Below are 19,763 nucleotides of genomic sequence, written 5' to 3'. Positions count from 1 at the left end.
CTCCTCCTCGCGATCGTCACGCCATGCGGACGTCGCGTCTTCCGTACCTCGTCTTGCGTACGTTGCCTTATGTACGTCGCCTGCGGCCGAGCGCCAGACCCGACCGGCGCGCCTCGCGCCTTTTCCGCCACCTTACGGCAGGGGACGGCTTGGCGCCACCTCCGCTCGCAGGCGCGAAGCGACCCGATTGACCGCCCCTACGCCCTACCATACAGTTTATCAAAACGATTAGAATTCGGCCGAAGAGCCGTGCTCAGGGAGAGAACGCCACATGCGCCGCCTTCTTGCCGCGGGGCTCGCCCTCGCTTTTTCCGCGCTCGCCGTCCCCGCGTCTGCCGCCGGATACCCCGACCGTCCCATCACCATGATCGTCCCGTGGGGCGCCGGCGGCGGCACCGACGCGGTGGCGCGCATCGTCGCATCCCTGCTGGAGCGGGACCTGGGCCAGCCCGTCGCGGTGGTGAACCGCACCGGCGGCCAGGGCGTTGTCGGCCACCAGGCGATCGCCGACGCGACGCCGGACGGCTACACGCTCGGCCTCATCACGGTGGAGATCGCCATGATGCACTGGGCCGGCCTGACCGCCTTGACCCCCGCCTCCTACACTCCCCTGTCGCTGATGAACGAGGACCCGGCGGGCCTCCAGGTGCGCACCGACGCGCCCTACAAGACGGCGCAGGAGGTGCTCGACGACATCAAGAAGAACCCCGGCAAGTTCAAGGCCTCCGGCACCGGCCAGGGGGGCATCTGGCACCTCGCGCTCGCCGGCATGCTCTCGTCGCTGAAGATGGACCCGGCGAGCGTGCCGTGGGTGCCCTCCAACGGCGCCGCGCCGGGCCTGCAGGACCTCGTCGCCGGCGGCGTCCAGGTGGTGACCTGCTCGCTGCCCGAGGCGCGCTCGCTGATCGAGGCCGGCCGCGTGAAGAGCCTCGCCATCATGAGCAAGGAGCGCTCCAAGCTCATGCCCAACATCCCGACCCTCAAGGAGGCCACGGGCTCGGACTGGACAATCGGCGCCTGGCGCGGCGTCGCCGCTCCCAAGGGCCTGCCGGCGGATGTCTCGGCGAAGCTCCAGGCGGCGCTCAAGAAGGCCTATGAGAGCAAGGAATACCAGGACTTCCTGGCGAGCCGAGGCTTCGGCGGCAAATATGCGGACGGTCCCGGCTTCGGCGCCTTCATGGCCGAGGCGGATGCCTCGCTCGGCAAGGTGATGAAGGAGGTGGGGCTCGCGAAATAGCGTGCCGCCGCCACCCCTGCCCCACCCGCAAGAGGCGGTGCCATGCGCGTCAGCGACCTCATCGTGGGCCTCCTGGTCCTTGTCGGCGCGGCGGCGCTCTATGCCGCCGCCTCCACCTTCCCGCCCATCCCGGGCCAGCAGTACGGGGCGGACGTGTTCCCGACGCTCACCGCGGCGGGGCTCGCCGCGTGCGGGCTCCTCCTCTGCCTCGGCTCGGTCCGGGCAGGACCGTTCCCGCTCGCCCAGGCCACCTGGATCCGCGAGCCGGGCGCCCTGCCGCGCGCGCTCGCAACCATCGCCCTCACCGCCGCCTATTTGGTGCTGGCGCCGCTGCTCGGCTTCTTGCTGGCGGCGAGCCTGGTGCTCACCGGCCTGTTCGTGATCGTCAACGTGCGCCTCAAGGTGGCGGTGCCGGTGGCGCTCGCCACCGCGCTCGTCACCTGGTGGTCGTTCGCTCACGGCCTGCGGGTGCCGCTGCCGCGCGGGCTCATCGAGGGGTATCTGTGATGGGCGCCATGGAAGCCGGGATCGAGATGGTGCTGCGGTGGGACGTGATCCTCACCATCCTCGCCGCCTCCGTCTTCGGCCTGATCGTCGGCGCGATCCCCGGCCTCACGGCCACCATGGCGATCGCGCTGCTGGTGCCCATCACCTTCTTCATGGAGCCGCTGCCGGCGGTGGGCGCCATGATCGCCTGCTCGGCCATGGCGATCTTCGCCGGCGACATCCCCTCCACCCTCATGCGCATGCCGGGAACGCCGGCCTCCGCCGCCTACACCGAGGAATGCTACGCCATGACCCGCAAGGGCCAGGCGGAGATCGCGCTGGGCGCCAACGTGCTGTTCTCCGCGCTCGGCGGCCTGTTCGGCACGGTCATCCTCATCCTCGCCGCCCCGCTGCTCGCCGAGGTGGCGCTGGGCTTCTCCTCGTTCGAGTATTTCTGGCTGGCGCTGCTGGGGCTCGCCTGCGCCATCTTCATCGGCTCGGGATCGCCGGTGAAGGGAATGATCTCGCTGCTGCTCGGCCTGTTCGTCGCCCAGGTGGGCATCGACAATCCGGGCGGGCTGCCGCGCTTCACCTTCGGCTCGACGGAGTTGCTCGGCGGCATCGACTTCATCCCCGCCATGATCGGCCTGTTCGCCATGTCGGAAGTGATCCGCACCATGGCCACCGGCGCCCGCGACTGGAACGTGAAGCAGGTCTCCATCGGCAATCCGCTGAAGGGCTGGGGCGCGATGTTCGTGACCTATTGGCGGCAGCAGATCCGCGGCAACCTCACGGGCACCGCCATCGGCATCCTGCCCGGCGCGGGGGCGGACATCGCCGCCTGGGTGTCCTACGCCACCAGCCGCAAGTTCTCGAAGCAGCCGGAGAAGTTCGGCACCGGCCACGTGGAAGGCATCATCGAGAGCACGTCCTCCAACAATGCGGCGCTGGCGGGCGCCTGGGTGCCGGCGCTGGTGTTCGGCATTCCTGGCGACAGCATCACCGCGGTGGTGATTGGCGTGCTCTATCTCAAGGGCCTCAATCCGGGGCCGATGCTGTTCGTGAACAACCCGCAGACCATCTATGCGGTGTTCACCATCTTCATCCTCGCCAACCTCTTGATGATCCCGCTTGGGCTGATGGCGCTGAAGGCGGGCACGGCGCTTCTGCGCTTTCCCAGGCGCATCCTGATTCCGATCATCCTCATGTTCTGCATCGTCGGCTCGTACGCGGTGAACAATTCCGGTTACGGGGTGGTGCTGATGCTGGTGTTCGGCGTGCTCGGCTTCCTGATGGAAGAGCACGAGATTCCCGTCGCCCCCTGCGTGCTCGGCATTGTGCTCGGCAAGCTCCTGGAGGAGAGCTTTGTCACCTCCATGATCAAGGCGGACGGCAACCTGCTCGCCTTCTTCGAGCGGCCGATCTCGGGCACGCTCGGCGTGCTCACCATCCTGGTGTTCGTGTGGCCGATCTGGTCCGCCCTCAAGGCCCGGCGCCGGGAGCGGGCGGTCGCATGAAGGCGCGGCCGTCCTCAAGGCACGTCATTGCTCCGGCATGACCCAAGCATCCACCCCCGCCGGCGTCGGGCGGCGCCCCTCGGCCCTCCGGTCGAGCCGGAGGGCGGTGCAGGCGTGGCAAAGCAAGGCCGGTGGGACGGCGAGACCGCCCGCGCTCACTCCGCCGGGCGCAGCTTCGCGGCGTCCGCTTCGGGCGGGAGGTAGAGCGCGCCGTCACGATAGACCGCGCCCTCCATGACGCCCCTTCCCTCCTTCACGGCAATGGAGCCGACGAAGGCGCCGAGCGTCGACTGGTGGTCGCCGGCGCGGAAGGCGATGGTGCCGAACGGCGTGTCCACCGAAATGCCCTTGGCCGCCGCGATCAGCTTGTCGGTGTCGGTGGAGCCGGCCTTGGCGATGATGGCGGCGGCCGCCTTCAGGGTGGAATAGCCGACGATGGAGCCGAGCCGGGGGTAATCGCCGAACTTGGCCTGGTAGGCCTTCAGGAACGCCTGGTGCGCGGGCGTGTCGATATACTGCCAGGGATAGCCGGTGACGATCCAGCCCACCGGCGCCTCGTCCTTCATGGGATCGAGATATTCCGGCTCGCCGGTGAGGAAGCTCACCACCGCGCGGTCCTTGAACAGGCCACGCGTGGTGCCCTCGCGCACCAGCTTCGCGAGGTCGGGGCCGAAGGTGACGTTGAGGATGGCATCGGGCTTCGCCGCCGCGATCGCCTGCACCACCGGACCGGCGTCGATCTTGCCCTGGGGCGGCCACTGCTCGGCCACCCACTCGATGTCCGGGCGCTTCTCGGAAAGCAGCTTCTTGAACACCGCCACCGCCGACTGCCCGTATTCGTAGTTCGGCGCGATGGAGGCCCACTTCTTGGCGGGGAGCTTGGCCGCCTCCTCCGCCAGCATCGCCGCCTGCATGTAGTTGGAGGGGCGCAGGCGGAAGGTGTAGGCGTTGCCCTTGTCCCAGACGATGGCGTCGGTGAGCGGCTCGGCGGCGAGGAAGAAAACCTTCTTCTGCTTGGCGAAGTCGGAGACCGCGAGGCCGACGTGGGAGAAGAAGGTGCCCATCAGCATGGCCACCTTGTCGGAGGAGACCAGCTCGTTGGCGGCGGTGATGGCGTCGGCCGGCTTGCCGGCGTCGTCCTTGGAGATCACCTCGACCTTGCGGCCGAGGAGGCCACCGTTGGCGTTGATCTCCTCCAGCGCCAGCTGCCAGCCCTTGCGGTAGGGCTCGGTGAAGGCGGGAATGGTGGAATAGGAATTGATCTCGCCGATGCGGATCGGCTCCTGCGCCCGCGCGGCGCCGCCTGCGAGGGCGGCGAGGAGGCCGAGCGCCCCGGCGGCGATGAGCGCGCGGCGGGAGCGGGCGGGGGCAAGCGGAGCGGGCATCGGCATCTCCTTCGCGCCACGGGCGCGGCTCGCCCCGTGCGCAGTCGAGACGCTAGAAAGGGGCGCGCGGCGGGGGTGTCAACGCATTTCCGCGCCGCCGGGCCGCAGGGGAGCGCCCTGCGGCATCGCGTGCTCACCGCCGCAGGGCGTCGAGCAGCTTGGTGTTGGGGTAGCCGTCGGCGCGCAGGCCGGCGCGGGCCTGGAACTCCTGGATCGCCACCCGGGTCTGCGTGCCGATGACGCCGTCGGGATTGCCGACGTTGTAGCCCTTCTGGGTGAGGCGCTGCTGGATCTCCACGCGCTCCCCGCGCGAGAGGCCGCGCGCCTCCTTCGGCCAGGCCTGGGCGAAGCCGCCGCCGCCGCGCAGCCGGTCAGCCAGATGGCCGATGGCGAGCGCATAGGCGTCGGCCGGGTTGTATTTGCGGATGACGTCGAAATTCTCGACCATCAGGAAGCCCGGCCCGTCGCCGCCCGCCGGCAGCAGCAGATAGGCGGCATCGCCGCCGCGCGGAAAGGCCCGGCCGCCCGGACGGGCGACGCCCAAAGCCGCCCATTTCGCGATCGGCTGCTTGAGCTCGCGCCGGGCCAGCCGGTAGTCGAAGCCGTTCGGCACCACCACCTCGTAGCCCCAGGTCTTGCCGAACTGCCAGCCGTCGAGCTTCAGGTTGTTGGCGGTGGAGGCGATGATGTCGGGGATGGACGTGACCACGTCGCGCTTGCCGTCGCCGTCGAAGTCCACCGCGAACTGCTGGAACGAGGTGGGCATGAACTGCGTCGGCCCGAAGGCGCCGGCCCAGGACCCCTTCAGATGCTCGTTGGGCACGTCGCCGCTCTGGAGGATCTGCAACGTGGCCAGGAACTCGCCGCGGAAATAGTCCTGCCGCCGGCCGATGCAGGCGAGCGTGGCGGTGGAGGCGAGCACCGAGCGCGAGCCGGTGCCCTTGGGGTCGCCATAGGTGGATTCGATGCCCCAGATGGCCGCCACCGCATAGCGGTCGACGCCATAGGCCTTCTCCACCTGGTCGAAGATCGGCTTGTAGCGCTCCAGCACCTCCCGGCCCTTCTTCACCCGGAACTCGGTGACCAGCATGTTCACGTAGTCGCCGATGGGCTTGGAGAATTCCGGCTGGCTGTCGAGGAAGGTCATGATGCGCATGTCCGGCTCGAGCCGGGCGGTGTAGCGCTCGAAGGTCTGGCGGCTGACGCCGCGCGCCTGCGCCTCCGGCCACATGCCGCGGATGCAGCTCGGGAAGTTCGCCTCGGCGCGCGCGAGCACATCCGGCGCCATGTCCGGATGCACGAAGCGGGTCTGGCCCGAAGGGTCGATGGAGCCCGTGGTCTGGGCCTGGGCGGCGGCAGGTGTGATGAGGCAGGCCGCCGCGAGCGCCAGCATCACGCCGGAGGCGTTCAGGGGTGTTCTCGAAGCCATTGCTCTCATCCTCTTCCGGCGCTCCGGCCGTCCCGAAGTCTCCCTGCGCGGACCGGCGGCGGCAATGCGAGCGCGGCCCAGCGGGACCTATGGGGGCGCAATATGGTTGCGCCACGGTTAACGTAAGGCAAGATTTTGGGACGTGGCCCGCAGCGTCGCGAAGAACTCCGGCGGGAACGCGGAAGACGGCCTTCAAATACCTCCAATTCAAGGCTCTTCTTCGACGTTGCGCCGAAGCTGCGAACGTGCTGCGCTGCACATGGGCGCGCTCCGCAGGGGGAACCCGCCCGGTCCTTCCGGCATTCCTTGCGGAACCCTCACGGTTTCGTGCTAGGCATCGCCGCGCTCCGGAAAGAACAGACGGACCCTCATTCATGGCCAAGCCCATCCGCAAAGCGATCCTGCCCGTCGCCGGCCTCGGCACGCGCTTCCTGCCCGCCACCAAGGCGGTGCCGAAGGAGATGCTGACCGTCGTCGACCGCCCCGTGGTGCAGCACGTGGTGGACGAGGCGCGGGCGGCTGGCATCGAGCACATCGTGTTCGTCACCGGCCGCAACAAGGCGGTGATCGAGGATCATTTCGACCGCCAGTTCGAGCTTGAGCGCACGCTGGAGGAGCGCGGCAAGACGAAGGAGCTGGAACAGCTCGACCGCGACACGCCGAAAGCCGGCACCACCTCCTTCACCCGCCAACAACTCCCCCTCGGCCTCGGCCATGCGGTGTGGTGCGCCCGCGACATCATCGGCGACGAGCCGTTCGCGCTGCTGCTGCCGGACATGCTCCACATGGCCAAGCCGGGAAACGGCAACGCCAAGGGCTGCCTCGGCTCCATGGTGGAGGCCTATGAGAAGACCGGCGGCAACGTGATCGCGGTCTACGAGGTGCCGGACGACCAGACCCACCAGTACGGCATCGTCGGCAAGGGCACGGAGGCGGCGCCGGGCGTGCACGCCATCGAGAAGATGGTGGAGAAGCCCGAGGCCGGCACCGCGCCCTCGAACCTCGCCATCTCCGGCCGCTACATCCTCCAGCCCGGCATCTTCGACCTGCTGGCAAGCCAGGAGACCGGCGCCGGCGGCGAGATCCAGCTCACCGATTCCATGCTTAAGCTGATGGAGCGCGAGCCGTTCTATGCCGTCACCTTCGACGGCGCGATCTACGACTGCGGCTCGAAGATCGGCTTCCTGATGGCGAACGTCGCCTACGCGCTCTCGCGCCCCGACATCGCCCCCGCCTTCGAGGCGGAGCTGCGCGGCATGCTCGCGGGCGGCTGAGGCCGGCCGGGACCGCAGCCACGGGGCATGCGACGGCGCGCCCCGCCACCATTCCGCCGAAGTCGCGGGCGAGGCATGTGCAGCCCATCGGAGCCAACATGCGCCTGCTGCGATTCGCGTCCTGCCTCGCCGTCCTCCTCGCGCTCTCGGCGCGCGCCGAGGCGCACCCCCACGTGTGGGTCACGACGAAGACCGAGCTGGTGTACGCCGACGGCAAGCTCACCGCGCTCAAGCAGGCCTGGACCTTCGACGACGCCTTCAGCGCCTTCGCGCTCCAGGGCATGGAGAAGCAGAAGGACGGGACCTATGGCGACGACGTGCTGAAGCCCCTGGCGGAGGTGAACGTCACCTCGCTGAAGGAGTACGACTACTTCGTGAAGGGCAAGACGGCCACCGCCAAGATCGCCTTCAATGACCCCGCGGACTACTATCTCACATACGAGAACGAGACGCTGACGCTGCACTTCACGCTGCCGCTGAAGACGCCCATCGCCGCCAAGACCCTGACCTTCGACATCTACGACCCCACCATCTTCGTCTCCTTCTCCTTCGCCGAGAAGGATGCCGTGTCGTCCCCCGGCGCCCCCGCCGGATGCACCGCCGAGGCGATCTCGCCGACGCCGGGATCGGGACCGAGCACCACGCTCTCCGAGAGCTTCTTCACCAACCTGACGGCCGGCTCCGACTATGGCGCCCAGTTCGCGGACAAGATCAAGGTGAGCTGCCGGTGAGGGCCGGCCTGGGACCGCTCGGCCGCGCGCTCCTCGTGGGCGCCGCGCTCGGCGGCGCCCTGCTGGTTCTCGCCGCCGCGGAACCAGCCCTCGCCCAGGCGCTGGGCACCGGGCCGAAGGCCTCGCCGTTCGGGCTCGGCACGCCGGCCGCGGCGCCCCCCTCGGGCATCACCGGCTTCATCCTCGCCAAGCAGGCGGAGTTCTACCGCGCCCTCGTGCAGGCGGTGCGCGCCGCCAAGGCGGACGGCCATGCCTTCTGGCTGCTCGCGGGCCTGTCCTTCGCCTATGGCGTGTTCCACGCCGCCGGGCCGGGACACGGCAAGGCGGTCATCTCCTCCTATCTGCTCGCCGACGGCGGCACGCTGCGGCGCGGCGCGCTGCTCTCGCTCGCCGCCGGCATGGTGCAGGCGCTCGCGGCCATCCTGTTCGTCGGCATCCTGGCGCTGATGCTGAACGCCACGGCGGTGAGCATGGCGCGCGCCATGAACGTGGTGGAGATCACCGCCTACGGCGCCATCGCCGCCTTCGGCCTCTATCTCGCGATCGTGAAGGGCCGCGCGTTCTTCGGCGCCGTCACCGGGCGGCCAGCCGGCCACGTGCATGGCGACGATTGCGGCTGCGATGGGCACATGCCCGATCCGGCTCTGGTTGCATCGGGTGCGGGCGGCCTCAGGCGGGCGGCGGTGGCGGTGCTCTCCGCCGGCGCGCGGCCGTGCTCGGGCGCGATCCTGGTGCTCACCTTCGCGCTCTCCCAGGGCGTGTTCATGAGCGGGGTGGGCGCCGCCTTCGCCATGGGCCTCGGCACCGCGCTCACCGTCACCGCCATCGCCGCGCTGGCGGTCTACGGCAAGCGCCTCGCGGTGCGCATCGCCGCCTCTGACACCCGCTGGGCGGCGGTGGCCAGGAGCGGCATCGAGCTGCTCGCGGCCCTGCTGGTGATGGCCTTCGGCCTCGGCCTGCTCACCGGCTACCTGGAGAGCGAGCGCCTGCTGCCGGGGTGAGATTGGGGGCGCCGATCGCCATGCTGCAGCGCCCCCTCGATGCCGCAATGCACCAAAATGCGTCACGCCCGGCTTTTGGGCAATTTCGTTTCGATTAGAGTTTGAACAACGAAATTGCCGGGTGCGACACTCCGTGCCAGCCTAGACAGGAAGACGGCGGCGACGGTCTGATCCGCGCCGACCGCGCCCCGGAGGCGCCCATGGCTCTCAAGCCCGTATCGCTTGACGACAAATACGACCTTTCCCAGGAGCGGGTGTTCGTCTCCGGCACCCAGGCGCTGGTGCGCCTCGCCTTGATGCAGAAGGAGCGCGACCGCCGCGCCGGCCTCAACACGGCCGGCTATGTCACCGGCTATCGCGGCTCGCCGCTCGGCGGGCTCGACCAGCAGTTCGGCCGCGCCGGAAAGCTGCTGACGGCCAACGACATCAAGTTCCAGCCCGGCCTCAACGAGGACCTGGCGGCAACCGCCCTGTGGGGCTCCCAGCAGGCGGAGCTGCGCGGCGAGGGCCGCTTCGACGGCGTGTTCGGCCTCTGGTACGGCAAGGGGCCGGGCGTCGACCGCTCCGGCGATGTGTTCCGCCATGCCAACAATGCCGGCACCTCGCAGCATGGCGGCGTGATCGCGCTGATGGGCGACGATCACACCTGCGAGAGCTCCACCACCGCGCACCAGAGCGAGTTCCATTTCGTCGACGTGATGATTCCGGTGCTGAATCCGGCGGGCGTGCAGGAGATCATCGACTACGGCCTGCATGCCTGGGCGCTGTCGCGCTTCTCGGGCACGTGGGTCGGCCTCAAGGCGGTGAAGGACACAATCGAGAGCACCGGCATCGTCGACGGCCGGCTCGACCGGGTCTCCATCGTCCATCCCACGGACTTCGCCATGCCGCCCGGCGGCCTCAACATCCGCCTCGGCGATACCCCCATCGCCCAGGAGGAGCGGCTCCAGGAATTCAAGCGCGACGCCATCCTCCACTATCTCAGGGCCAACAAGCTCAACCGCTTCATCACCTCCGGCGGGTCGCGCCCGCGCATCGGCATCGCCACGGTCGGCAAGTCCTATCTCGACGTGCGCCTCGCGCTCGACGAGCTGGGCATCGACGAGGTCAGGGCCAACGACCTCGGCATCCGCATCTGGAAGGTCGCCTGTCCCTGGCCGCTGGAGACGCAGGGGCTCTACGAGTTCGCGCGCGGCCTCGACCTCATCATGGTGGTGGAGGAAAAGCGCTCCCTCATCGAGGTCCAGGTGCGCGAGGAGCTCTACGGCACCGCCAACCAGCCGGTGTGCATCGGCAAGAAGGACGAGGAGGGGCGCTGGCTGTTCCCGGTGAAGGGCGCCCTCGACCCCAACGACATCGCCATCGCCCTCGGCAAGCGCCTGCTCGCCTATGGCGACGTCCCGGACATCGCCCAGCGCGTCGCCCAGCTGGAGGAGGCCCAGCGCGTGCTCGCCGCCACCGGCGACGTCGCCACGCGCATCCCCTATTTCTGCTCCGGCTGCCCCCACAACTCGTCCACCAAGGTGCCCGAGGGCATGCGCGCCTATGCCGGCATCGGCTGCCACTACATGGTGCAGTGGATGGACCGGCAGACCACCGGCTTCACCCAGATGGGCGGCGAGGGCGCCAACTGGATCGGCGAGGCGCCGTTCTCGCAGCGCCCCCACGTGTTCCAGAATCTCGGCGACGGCACCTACAACCACTCGGGCTACCTGGCGCTCCGGGCGGCCATCGCCTCGGGCGTGAACGTCACCTACAAGATCCTGTTCAACGACGCCGTCGCCATGACCGGCGGCCAGCACCACGAGGGCGACCTCACGGTTCCGGTGATCGCCCGGCAGGTGGCGGCCGAGGGCGCAAGGCGCGTGGTGGTGGTCACCGACGAGCCGGACAAGTATCCGCCGGCGACCCTGTGGCCCTCAGGGCTCACCGTCCATCACCGGGACGACCTCGACGAAATCCAGCGCGAGCTGGCGCAAATCCCGGGCGTGACGGTCCTGATCTACGACCAGACCTGCGCCTCCGAGAAGCGCCGGCGCAGGAAGCGCGGCGCCTTCCCGGACCCGGACAAGCGCGTCATCATCAACGAGCGCGTGTGCGAGGGCTGCGGGGACTGCGGCGTGAAGTCCAACTGCGTGTCGGTCCAGCCGCTCCAGACCGAGTGGGGGCGCAAGCGCGAGATCGACCAGTCGTCCTGCAACAAGGACTTCTCCTGCGTGAACGGCTTCTGCCCCTCCTTCGTCACCGTCCACGGGGCGAAGCCGAAGAAGGCGGCCGGCGCGGCGGCGGGCGGCGGCGAATGGGCGGCCCTGCCGGAGCCCGCGCTGCCGGAGATCTCCGGCACCTACGGCATCATCGCCACCGGCGTCGGCGGCACCGGCGTGGTGACCATCGGCGCCATCATCGGCATGGCGGCGCATCTCGAAGGCAAGGCCTGCGGCATGATCGACATGGCCGGCCTCGCCCAGAAGGGCGGCGCCGTCTACAGCCACATCCGCCTCGCCAACGACCCCGCCGACATCACCGCCATCCGCGTCCCCGCCCGGGGCGCCGACGTGGTGCTGGGCGGCGACATCGTGGTGGCCGGCACCAAGAAGGTGCTCGCCGCGGTGAAGCCGGGCAAGACCCTGGTGGTGGTGAACACCCACGAGGTGCTGCCCGGCGACTTCACCCGCAACGCCGATTTCTCGCTGCCCACCGAGCGCATCAAGCGCACCATCTCCCAGGCGGCGGGGGCGCAGAACACCCACTTCATCGAGGCCAACCGCCTCGCCACCGCGCTGTTCGGCAACTCGCTGGCGCAGAACATCTTCATGGTGGGCTATGCCTACCAGTTCGGCGCCCTGCCGGTGTCGGCCGAGGCGATCGAGCGCGCCATCGAGCTCAACGGCGAGGCGGTGGCCATGAACAAGGCCGCCTTCCTGTGGGGCCGCCGCGCCGCGCACGACCCGGCCCGGGTGGAGCAGCTCGCGGCGCCGAGGGGCGAGGGCACGCCGGCGCGGCGCCTGTCGCAGGACCTCGACGAGGTGATCGCGCGCAGGGTCGCCGACCTCACCCTCTACCAGAACGCCGCCTATGCCGCCCGCTACCGCGCCTTCGTCGACCGGGCGCGCGAGGCCGAGGCGGCGCGCGCCCCCGGCCGCGCCGGCCTTGCCGAGGCGGTGGCGCGGAACCTCTACAAGCTCATGGCCTACAAGGACGAGTACGAGGTCGCCCGGCTGTTCACGGACGGCGACTTCCTGCGCCAGGTGGACGGCGCCTTCGACGGCACGCTGCGCTTCGAGTTCCACATGGCGCCGCCGCTGCTCGCGCGCGCGAGCCCCGCCACCGGCGAGCCGAGGAAGATGACCTTCGGCCCATGGATGCTGCGGGCGCTCGGCGTTCTGGCCGGCCTCAAGGGGCTGCGCGGCACGGCGCTCGACGTGTTCGGCTACAGCGCCGAGCGGCGCATGGAGCGCCGGCTCATCGCCGACTACGAGCGCACCATCGGCGCCCTGCTGGCCCGGCTCGATCCCGCCAACCACGCGGTGGCGGTGGCGCTCGCCTCGATCCCGGAGAAGATCCGCGGCTACGGGCCGGTGAAGGCGCGCCATCTCGCCGCCGCCAAGGCCGAGGAGGCCGACCTCCTCGCCCGCTTCGACGCGCCCACGGCGCCCGCCGCGGTGGCGGCCGAATAGGGGCCGACCGGCGGCCGGCCTGCCCTGGGGCGCCGCCCGGCCCTGCGCGAGCGGAGGCCGCCGCCCGCCGGCATGAAGAAAAGTGCGGGCGCCATAAGCTTTTATGTGGCGTCCCGGCGCATCCGGACGGTTGCGCGCCGAACCCGGAAGGCGCAAGAAGGGGCTCCCTCCCCGCCCTGCCCGCGATGATACCCACCGTGATCCTCATCGGCTTTCTCGTCATGGTCCTCGCCGGCGCGGTGAAGGGCATGGTGGGCATGGGGATGCCCACGGTCGCCATCGGCCTGCTCACGCTGATCCTGCCGCCGGCGCAGGCGGTGGCGCTGCTCATCATCCCCGCCGCCTTCACCAATGTCTGGCAATACGCCACCGGGCCAGGGGCGCGCTCCACCGCGCGGCGCTTCGCCGTCATGATGGCGGGCCTGACGGTGGGCACGTTCATCGGCGGCTTCGGCATCGGCGGGCTCGATTCGCCCTACACGCTGCCGGCCATGGGCACCGTGATGTGCTGCTACGGCCTGCTCGGCCTCGCCTCGGTGCACGTGCACCTGCCGGAAGGATGGGAAGGACCGCTCGCGCCCGTCATCGGCCTCGCCACCGGCGTCATCAACGGCATGACCAGCATGGCGATGCTGCCGGCGGTGGTGTTCTTCAAGGCGCTCGGTCTCGGACGCGACGACATGGTCCAGGCGCTGGGCCTCAACTTCATGGTGGCCTCGTTCGCCATGATGCCGATCCTGATGTGGCCGGGAAGCTCGGGGGCGCCGCTGCTGGACCCGTGGATCATCGGCGCCTCGATCGCGGCGCTGCTGCCGGCGGGGCTCGGCCTGAACCTCGGCCGGCGCCTGCGCATCATGGCCTCGCCCGAGCTGTTCTCGCGGATCTTCTTCGGCTTCCTGACCCTGCTCGGCATCTACATGGCCACGCGCGGCATCCTCAAGCTCACGGCCTGAGCACCGGTTTGGAAATGCCAAGGACGCCGGCTTTCGCGGGGCCGGGCTTCCATGCAAGCCGTCATGGCCGGGCTTGTCCCGGAAGTCGGCTGCCGCCGGCTTCCGCCTCCGAGAGCGGAACCCGCAAGCACGCGGGTTCCGGCCATCCACGCCGAACCGATGCCGCTGACTTTCCGATGTCTTTCCCGGCCTTTGAGCATGGATGCCCGGGACAAGCCCGGGCATGACGGGAAACTGGGCCGGCACCCGATCTTGAGTTTCCGAGCAGGCTCTGAGCGCCGCCGCCGGTCACTCCGACAGGCGGTGGATGTCGTGGACGACGATGCCGATGGAATCGTCCGGCTTCTTGATCCATTCGCGCCGGCTGAGGGTCTTCAGCGTGTCCTCGTAGCCGGTCTGCCAGTGATCGTGCATGGAGGTGCCGGAGAATTCATAGTCCTTGAATTCCCGCTCGTAGGTCTTCTCCTGATAGATCAGGTGGCAGATGTTGACCGGGCCGGAGGCGCCATACTCATCGATGAGGCACTGGTCCTCCGGCGTGCGCAGCTGCTCGGGGATGCGCAGCAGCGCCTCGTAGAGGTGCGCGCGCAGTTCCTGCACCCGGCGGAACACGTCGGTGGTGTAGCGGGTGCGGCTCGAATAGGCGATGTCCTTCTGCCGCTCGGACACGTCGAACATGTCGCGCGGCAGCGGCCCGCGGGCGCTGAACAGGTCCACCTGGAACACCAGCGCGCTCGGATGGTCGGGCTGGTCCAGCAGGAACTGGAGCGGCGTGTTGGAGACGACGCCGCCGTCCCAGTAATATTCGCCCTCGATCTTGATCGCAGGAAACCCCGGCGGCAGCGCGCCGGAGGCCATGATGTGCTCCGGGCCGATGGTGTGGATCTTGTTGTCGAAATAGATGAAGTTGCCGGTGCGCACGTTCACCGCGCCGACCGAGAAGCGCTTCTGGCCGGAATTGATGATGTCGAAGTCCACGAGCTTCAGCAGCGTCTCGTGCAGCGGCGCGGTGTCGTAGAAGGAGGTGGCGCCCGCGGCGCCGGTGGGCAGCAGCCAGGGATTGGGAAAGCGCGGGCGGAAGAAGCCCGGCTGGCCCTGGAGGATGGTCATGGAGGCGCTGAGCTGGTTGCGCCAGGCCCGGAAGATGTCGCCGTCCGGCGTCCAGGGCAGCACCTTGCGGCGCGAGATGGTCTCCCAGAACTCCTTGAGGCGCGGCAGCCGGTTCTCCGGCGTGTTGCCGGCGATGATGGCGGAATTGATGGCGCCGATGGAGACGCCCGAGATCCAGTTCGGCTCGCAGCCGGCCTCCGAGAGCGCCTCGTAGACGCCGGCCTGGTAGGCACCGAGCGCGCCGCCGCCCTGGAACACCAGGGCCACGCGGTCGTATTCCTTGATGATGTCGCAGAGGTCGGCGGGCAGTGCCTTGGCGTGCGGGTTCATGTCATCTCACCTCGGAGCCTGGATCGTCGGAAGGGACAGGGACGCGGGCGTGGCAGCGCGCGCCGTCGATCACTTCTCCTCGGCCAGATAGTCGTAGACCACCTCGCCGAGGCCGAGCGTCAGGTCCGCCCGCAGATGGACCGCCGACAGCACCTCCAGCACCGGCAGCCTCGCCACGTCGCAGATGGCGTGCGGGAACAGGCCGAGCGCCGCGGGCCCGGTCCAGCACTCCTTGAGGGTGATGTCCTCGAGATAGTAGCGCACCAGCTCGCAGATGCGCGGCTTGGCGTCCACGTCGGGGATGATCTTGATGAGGAAGCTCGGCGCGAGCAGCGAGGCGAGCACCTTCTCCTTGTCCGCGGCGACGTGCTTGTAGCCCATGGTGGCGGAGGCGCAGAGCACGCTGCCATAATGCAGGGAGCCGACCAGCGTGTCGGTCTCCACCTCGAACTTCGGCCTGGCGAACTTCTTCGGGAAGCCCCAGATCTCGCGGCCGCCGGCGATCGGCGCCTCGTCGTCGAGATACATGGAATGCACATAGCCTCCGGCGACGCCGTCGAGGGTCACGGGGATCACCTGCCCGGTCTCGGTATAGTCGCCGAAGCCGGTGGAATCGGGCATGCGGATGAACTCGTACTTCACGATCGGCTCGCCGACCTTCAGCGGCTCCGGCACCACCTTCTCCAGCGCCGCGGGATCGGTGCGGTAGGTGATGATCATGAACTCGCGGTCGAAGAAGCGGTAGGGGCCCCGCGGATAGGACGGGCTGACGAGCGGCATGGAATAAGCGGTGCGGCGAACGTCAGCGATCTTCATCGGGCGTGGCTCCCTGCTGGCCGCTTCGCACATGCGAAGACGAACCACGTTAGCCCATAGCGGGGGGCGGTGACAGGCCCGCGACGCGGCGCCGGCAGCCCGCGCCGTTCAGGCGCCACCGCAAGCCGGACGGAGGACGCGCGCCTCCCCAAGATCGAAGCACGATCGGATCGGGGCGCGATCAGAAGGCGAGCACCCCCGCCGCCCCGCTCCGGGTGGCGTAGGCCACCGCCCCGCCGGCCGGATGCCAGCCGATGGCCGCGACCGGATCGGCATCGGGCGCCCGCAGCAGGATCTCGGCGCCGTCCGAGATGCGCGCCATCAGCACCATGCCGTCCTCGTAGCCGGCGGCGATCACCGGGTCCTTGGGGTGGCACGCCACCACCAGCACCCGCGAGGAGGCGGAGGGCGCCAGCATGGTCGGCGCCTTGCCCATGGGGCCGTCCTTGGACTGGAACGGCCACATCACCACCTCGCCCGACCCCGAGGTGGCGAGCCACTTGCCGTCCGCCGTGAAGGCGAACGACTTCACCCGCGAGGGATAGCCGGTCATGCGCATGTGGGCGCCGTCCACCACCCGCCAGCCGTGCAGCGCCGGCTCCTGCATGGTGGAGACCAGGAAGCGCCCGTCCGGCGAGAACACGACGCCGAGGTGCGAGCCCTTCCAGCCCAGAAGCTCGGGCTTGGCGGAGGGCGCGTTGGGGAACCACAGCGTCGCCCCGCCATAATGGGCGATGGCGAGCCGCAGGCCCTTGGGCGCGAAGGCGAGGCCGCCGACGGTGGACGGCGCCTCGAAGCGCTTCGTCTCGCCCCTGGCGATGACGAAGGCGGTCTTGCCGGCGGAATAAGCGAGCGCGCCGTCCGGACCCGAGGCGATGCGGTCGATCCAGCGGCCCTTGTGGGCGGCGAGCTCCGCCGTCGTGCCGTCCGCATGCGTCTCCACCACCCGCCCGTCGTCGCCGCCGGTGACGAGGCGGGCGCCGTCCGCGACCGCGCACAGCACCGCCCCCTCATGGGCGGTCACCGCCCTGGCGCCGCCGACGCCCAGGAACACCTGCCCTTCGGCCCCGGCGAAGGCGGGCGTCGCGTCGAGGAACGCCGCGGCGACGATCTCTGCGCCGAGGGAGAAGGTGGTGACCTTGTCGGTGAGGCTCGAAGGGGCAAGGGACATGAAATAAAGCCTGCGCGCGGCCCGAAGGCGGGAGAGGCTCTTAAGCCACCGCGCGCGGCCCGACGCAAGGCGCGCGGGGCGCGGGATCGCTCCCGCGCGCATCGCGGCCTCGCCCGCCGGGCCCTTTGTGGTCTAAGACAGCGCCCATGCCGCCCGCCTTCGCGCCGCTTCCCATCGACGCCGTCCTCGACGACCTGACGCGCACCCTCGCCGCGACCAGCGGCGCGGTGCTGGTGGCGCCGCCCGGCGCCGGCAAGACCACGCGGGTGCCGCTGGCGCTGCTCGACGCGCCGTGGGCGAAGGGGGGGAAGATCCTGGTGCTGGAGCCGCGCCGCCTCGCCGCCCGCGCCGCCGCCCACCGCATGGCGCAGACGCTGGGGGAGCGCGTGGGCGAGCGGGTCGGCTACCGGGTGCGGCTGAGGTCCGAGGTCTCCGCCCGCACCCGCATCGAGGTGGTGACCGAGGGCGTGTTCACCCGCATGGTGCTGGACGATCCGGAACTGTCGGGCGTCGCCGCCGTGCTGTTCGACGAGTTCCACGAGAGGAGCCTCGACGCCGATCTCGGCCTCGCGCTCGCCCTCGACAGCCAGCGCGGCCTTCGCGACGACCTGCGCCTCCTCGCCATGTCCGCCACCCTGGACGGCGCCCGCGTCGCCGCGCTCATGGGGGCGGACGGCGCGCCGGCGCCGGTGATCGAGAGCGAGGGCCGCGCCTTCCCGGTCGAGACGCGCCATCTCGGCCGCGACCCGCGCGCGCGCATCGAGGGGCAGATGGCCGACGCCGTGCTGCGCGCGCTCGCCGGGGAGCAGGGCTCGATCCTCGCCTTCCTGCCGGGCGCCGCCGAGATCCGCCGCACCCGCGATCTGCTGGCCGAACGGGTGCGCGACCCCGCCGTCGACCTCGTGCCGCTGTTCGGCGCCATGGACGCGGCGGAGCAGGACCGGGCGCTGCTACCCTCTCCCATCGGCCGGCGCAAGGTGGTGCTCGCCACCGCCATCGCCGAGACCTCGCTCACCATCGAGGGGGTGCGGGTGGTGGTGGACGGCGGCCTTGCCCGCGTGCCGCGCTTCGAGCCGGACGTGGGGCTGACGACCCTCGTGACCGAGCGCGTCTCGCGCGCCGGCGCCGACCAGCGGCGCGGCCGCGCCGGGCGCACCGGGCCGGGCGTGTGCTACCGGCTGTGGAGCGAAGGCGAGACCGCGAGCCTCAAGCCGTTCGCCACCCCGGAGATCCTCTCCGCCGACTTGACCGGCCTGGTGCTGGACCTCGCCCGCGCCGGGGTGCGCGACCCCGCCAGCCTGCCCTTCCTCGACCCGCCGCCCGAGCCGGCGGTGAAGGAGGCGAAGGCGCTGCTCGCCTTGCTCGGCGCCCTCGACGGCGACGGCCGCGTCACCGCGCTCGGCGCGCGCATGTCGCGCCTGCCGCTGCCGCCGCGCCTCGCCCACATGGTGGTGATGGGCGCCGACCGCGGCGCCGGCCGGCTTGCGGGCGAGATCGCCGCCGTGCTCACCGAGCGCGGGCTCGGCGGCGACGGGGTCGACCTCCGCCACCGGCTCGACGACTTCCGCCGCGACCGCTCGCGCCGGGCCGAGGACGCCCGCCGCCTCGCCGCCCGCTGGACCGAAGCGGCCGGCGGCCGGGAGGCCGGCGGCGCGGCGCCCTCCCCCGCCGCGCTGCTGGCGCTGGCCTTCCCCGACCGCGTCGCCAAGGCGCGGGGTGAGGGTTCGCGCGGCGACGGCACGCGCTTCCTGCTGCGCAACGGGCGCGGGGCGGCGATGGACCCGGCGGCGGCGCTCGCCAAGGCGCCTTTTCTCGCCGTCGCCGAGGTGTCCGGCCGGGCGGACGCCGCCCGCATCCTGCTCGCCGCCGCGCTCGCGGAGGAGGAGATAGAGGCGCTGTTCGCGGACGAGATCATCGACGGCACGGAGGTGTCGTTCGATCCGGCCGCCGCCGCCGTGCGGGCGCGCCAGACGCGCCGGCTCGGCGCGCTCACCCTGTCGTCGCGCCCGCGCCCGGCGCCGCAGGACGCCACCGCCGCCCGCCTGCTGGCGGAAGGCGTCGCCGGCCTCGGCCTCGCCCGCCTGCCCTTCCCGCCGGCGCTCATCCAGTGGCGCGACCGCGTCGCCTTCCTGCGCGCCGCCGAGGGCGAGCCCTGGCCCGACCTTTCCGACGCCGCCCTCGCCGCCACGGCCGCGGACTGGCTCGCCCCCTTCATCGCCGGCCGCACGGCGCTTGCCGAGATCACGCCCTCCGACCTCGACGCGGCGCTGAAGGCACTGCTGCCCTACGCGCTCTCCGCCCGCCTGGAGGCGGAGGCGCCGACCCATTTCACCGCGCCCACGGGCACCCGCCTGCCGGTGGACTATGGCGCCGAAGGCGGGCCGCAGGTGGAGGTGCGGGTGCAGGAGCTGTTCGGCCTGACGCGGCATCCCGCGCTTGCCGGCGGACGCATCCCGCTCACGCTGGCTCTGCTCTCGCCGGCGCGCCGGCCGATCCAGGTGACGAAGGACCTGCCGCAATTCTGGCGCGGCTCCTGGCGCGACGTGCGCGCGGAGATGCGCGGGCGCTATCCCAAGCACCCCTGGCCCGAGGACCCGTCCCAGGCCGACCCCACCACCCGCGCCAAGCCGCGCGGCACCTGAGGGC

General features: G+C 70.6%; 14 protein-coding genes. 9 read left to right on the top strand and 5 right to left on the bottom strand.

From position 1 onward, the window contains the following. Positions 1 to 271 precede the first annotated feature (271 nt). Genes V5F67_RS05430 through V5F67_RS05420 form a run of 3 tightly spaced genes read left to right on the top strand, consistent with a single transcriptional unit; the run spans position 272 to position 3,240 of the window. Positions 272 to 1,237: a tripartite tricarboxylate transporter substrate binding protein gene (locus V5F67_RS05430; RefSeq protein ID WP_394018440.1), complete on the top strand. Its 966-nt coding sequence runs from the start codon at positions 272 to 274 to the stop codon at positions 1,235 to 1,237. A 42-nt stretch (positions 1,238 to 1,279) separates the two neighbouring features. After that, a complete protein-coding gene (locus V5F67_RS05425; RefSeq protein ID WP_394018442.1) occupies positions 1,280 to 1,744 on the top strand; it encodes a tripartite tricarboxylate transporter TctB family protein in 465 nt (154 codons plus the stop codon). Beyond that, positions 1,744 to 3,240: a tripartite tricarboxylate transporter permease gene (locus V5F67_RS05420; protein WP_394018444.1), complete on the top strand. Its 1,497-nt coding sequence runs from the start codon at positions 1,744 to 1,746 to the stop codon at positions 3,238 to 3,240. Before V5F67_RS05425 ends, V5F67_RS05420 begins: the two co-directional genes overlap by 1 nt. 155 nt (positions 3,241 to 3,395) lie before the next feature. Here the strand turns inward: V5F67_RS05420 and V5F67_RS05415 are convergent, their stop codons facing one another. After that, on the bottom strand, positions 3,396 to 4,625 hold the full coding sequence (locus V5F67_RS05415; protein ID WP_394018446.1) for an ABC transporter substrate-binding protein: 1,230 nt from the start codon (positions 4,623 to 4,625) through the stop codon (positions 3,396 to 3,398). Between the two features lie 133 nt (positions 4,626 to 4,758). Then, on the bottom strand, positions 4,759 to 6,054 hold the full coding sequence (locus V5F67_RS05410) for a lytic murein transglycosylase (RefSeq protein WP_394018448.1): 1,296 nt from the start codon (positions 6,052 to 6,054) through the stop codon (positions 4,759 to 4,761). Positions 6,055 to 6,428: 374 nt separating this feature from the next. On the opposite strand from V5F67_RS05410, the gene galU reads away from it, so the two are divergent. From galU to V5F67_RS05385, 5 genes are all read left to right on the top strand, one after another. Beyond that, entirely contained in the window at positions 6,429 to 7,328 is a 900-nt protein-coding gene (galU, locus tag V5F67_RS05405; RefSeq protein WP_394018450.1) for a UTP--glucose-1-phosphate uridylyltransferase GalU, read from the top strand. Positions 7,329 to 7,426: 98 nt separating this feature from the next. Next, positions 7,427 to 8,059, top strand: a complete 633-nt coding sequence (locus V5F67_RS05400; protein ID WP_394018452.1) for a DUF1007 family protein — start codon at positions 7,427 to 7,429, stop codon at positions 8,057 to 8,059. Continuing rightward, on the top strand, positions 8,056 to 9,060 hold the full coding sequence (locus V5F67_RS05395) for a nickel/cobalt transporter (protein ID WP_394018454.1): 1,005 nt from the start codon (positions 8,056 to 8,058) through the stop codon (positions 9,058 to 9,060). The genes V5F67_RS05400 and V5F67_RS05395 overlap by 4 nt, the downstream gene beginning before the upstream one ends. A gap of 200 nt (positions 9,061 to 9,260) precedes the next feature. After that, positions 9,261 to 12,737, top strand: coding sequence for an indolepyruvate ferredoxin oxidoreductase family protein (locus V5F67_RS05390; protein WP_394018456.1), 3,477 nt, complete (start codon positions 9,261 to 9,263; stop codon positions 12,735 to 12,737). A 197-nt stretch (positions 12,738 to 12,934) separates the two neighbouring features. Next, positions 12,935 to 13,690, top strand: a complete 756-nt coding sequence (locus V5F67_RS05385; protein WP_394018458.1) for a sulfite exporter TauE/SafE family protein — start codon at positions 12,935 to 12,937, stop codon at positions 13,688 to 13,690. Between the two features lie 288 nt (positions 13,691 to 13,978). Here the strand turns inward: V5F67_RS05385 and V5F67_RS05380 are convergent, their stop codons facing one another. From V5F67_RS05380 to V5F67_RS05370, 3 genes are all read right to left on the bottom strand, one after another. Then, positions 13,979 to 15,130, bottom strand: coding sequence for a patatin-like phospholipase family protein (locus tag V5F67_RS05380; protein ID WP_394018460.1), 1,152 nt, complete (start codon positions 15,128 to 15,130; stop codon positions 13,979 to 13,981). Positions 15,131 to 15,199: 69 nt separating this feature from the next. Then, positions 15,200 to 15,946: an acetoacetate decarboxylase gene (locus V5F67_RS05375; protein ID WP_394018462.1), complete on the bottom strand. Its 747-nt coding sequence runs from the start codon at positions 15,944 to 15,946 to the stop codon at positions 15,200 to 15,202. Between the two features lie 181 nt (positions 15,947 to 16,127). Then, positions 16,128 to 17,117 carry a WD40 repeat domain-containing protein gene (locus tag V5F67_RS05370; protein ID WP_394018464.1) on the bottom strand — a complete coding sequence of 330 codons (990 nt, stop codon included), beginning with the start codon at positions 17,115 to 17,117 and terminating at the stop codon, positions 16,128 to 16,130. 146 nt (positions 17,118 to 17,263) lie between these two features. Here V5F67_RS05370 and hrpB point away from each other — a divergent pair, with 146 nt between their 5' ends. Further along, entirely contained in the window at positions 17,264 to 19,759 is a 2,496-nt protein-coding gene (gene hrpB / locus V5F67_RS05365) for an ATP-dependent helicase HrpB (RefSeq protein WP_394018466.1), read from the top strand. The last annotated feature ends 4 nt before the right edge of the window (positions 19,760 to 19,763 follow it).

The sequence above is a fragment of the Xanthobacter pseudotagetidis genome, from assembly GCF_043194795.2.
Classification (GTDB): domain Bacteria; phylum Pseudomonadota; class Alphaproteobacteria; order Rhizobiales; family Xanthobacteraceae; genus Xanthobacter; species Xanthobacter tagetidis_A.
This window is presented reverse-complemented; position numbering and strand designations above follow the sequence as displayed.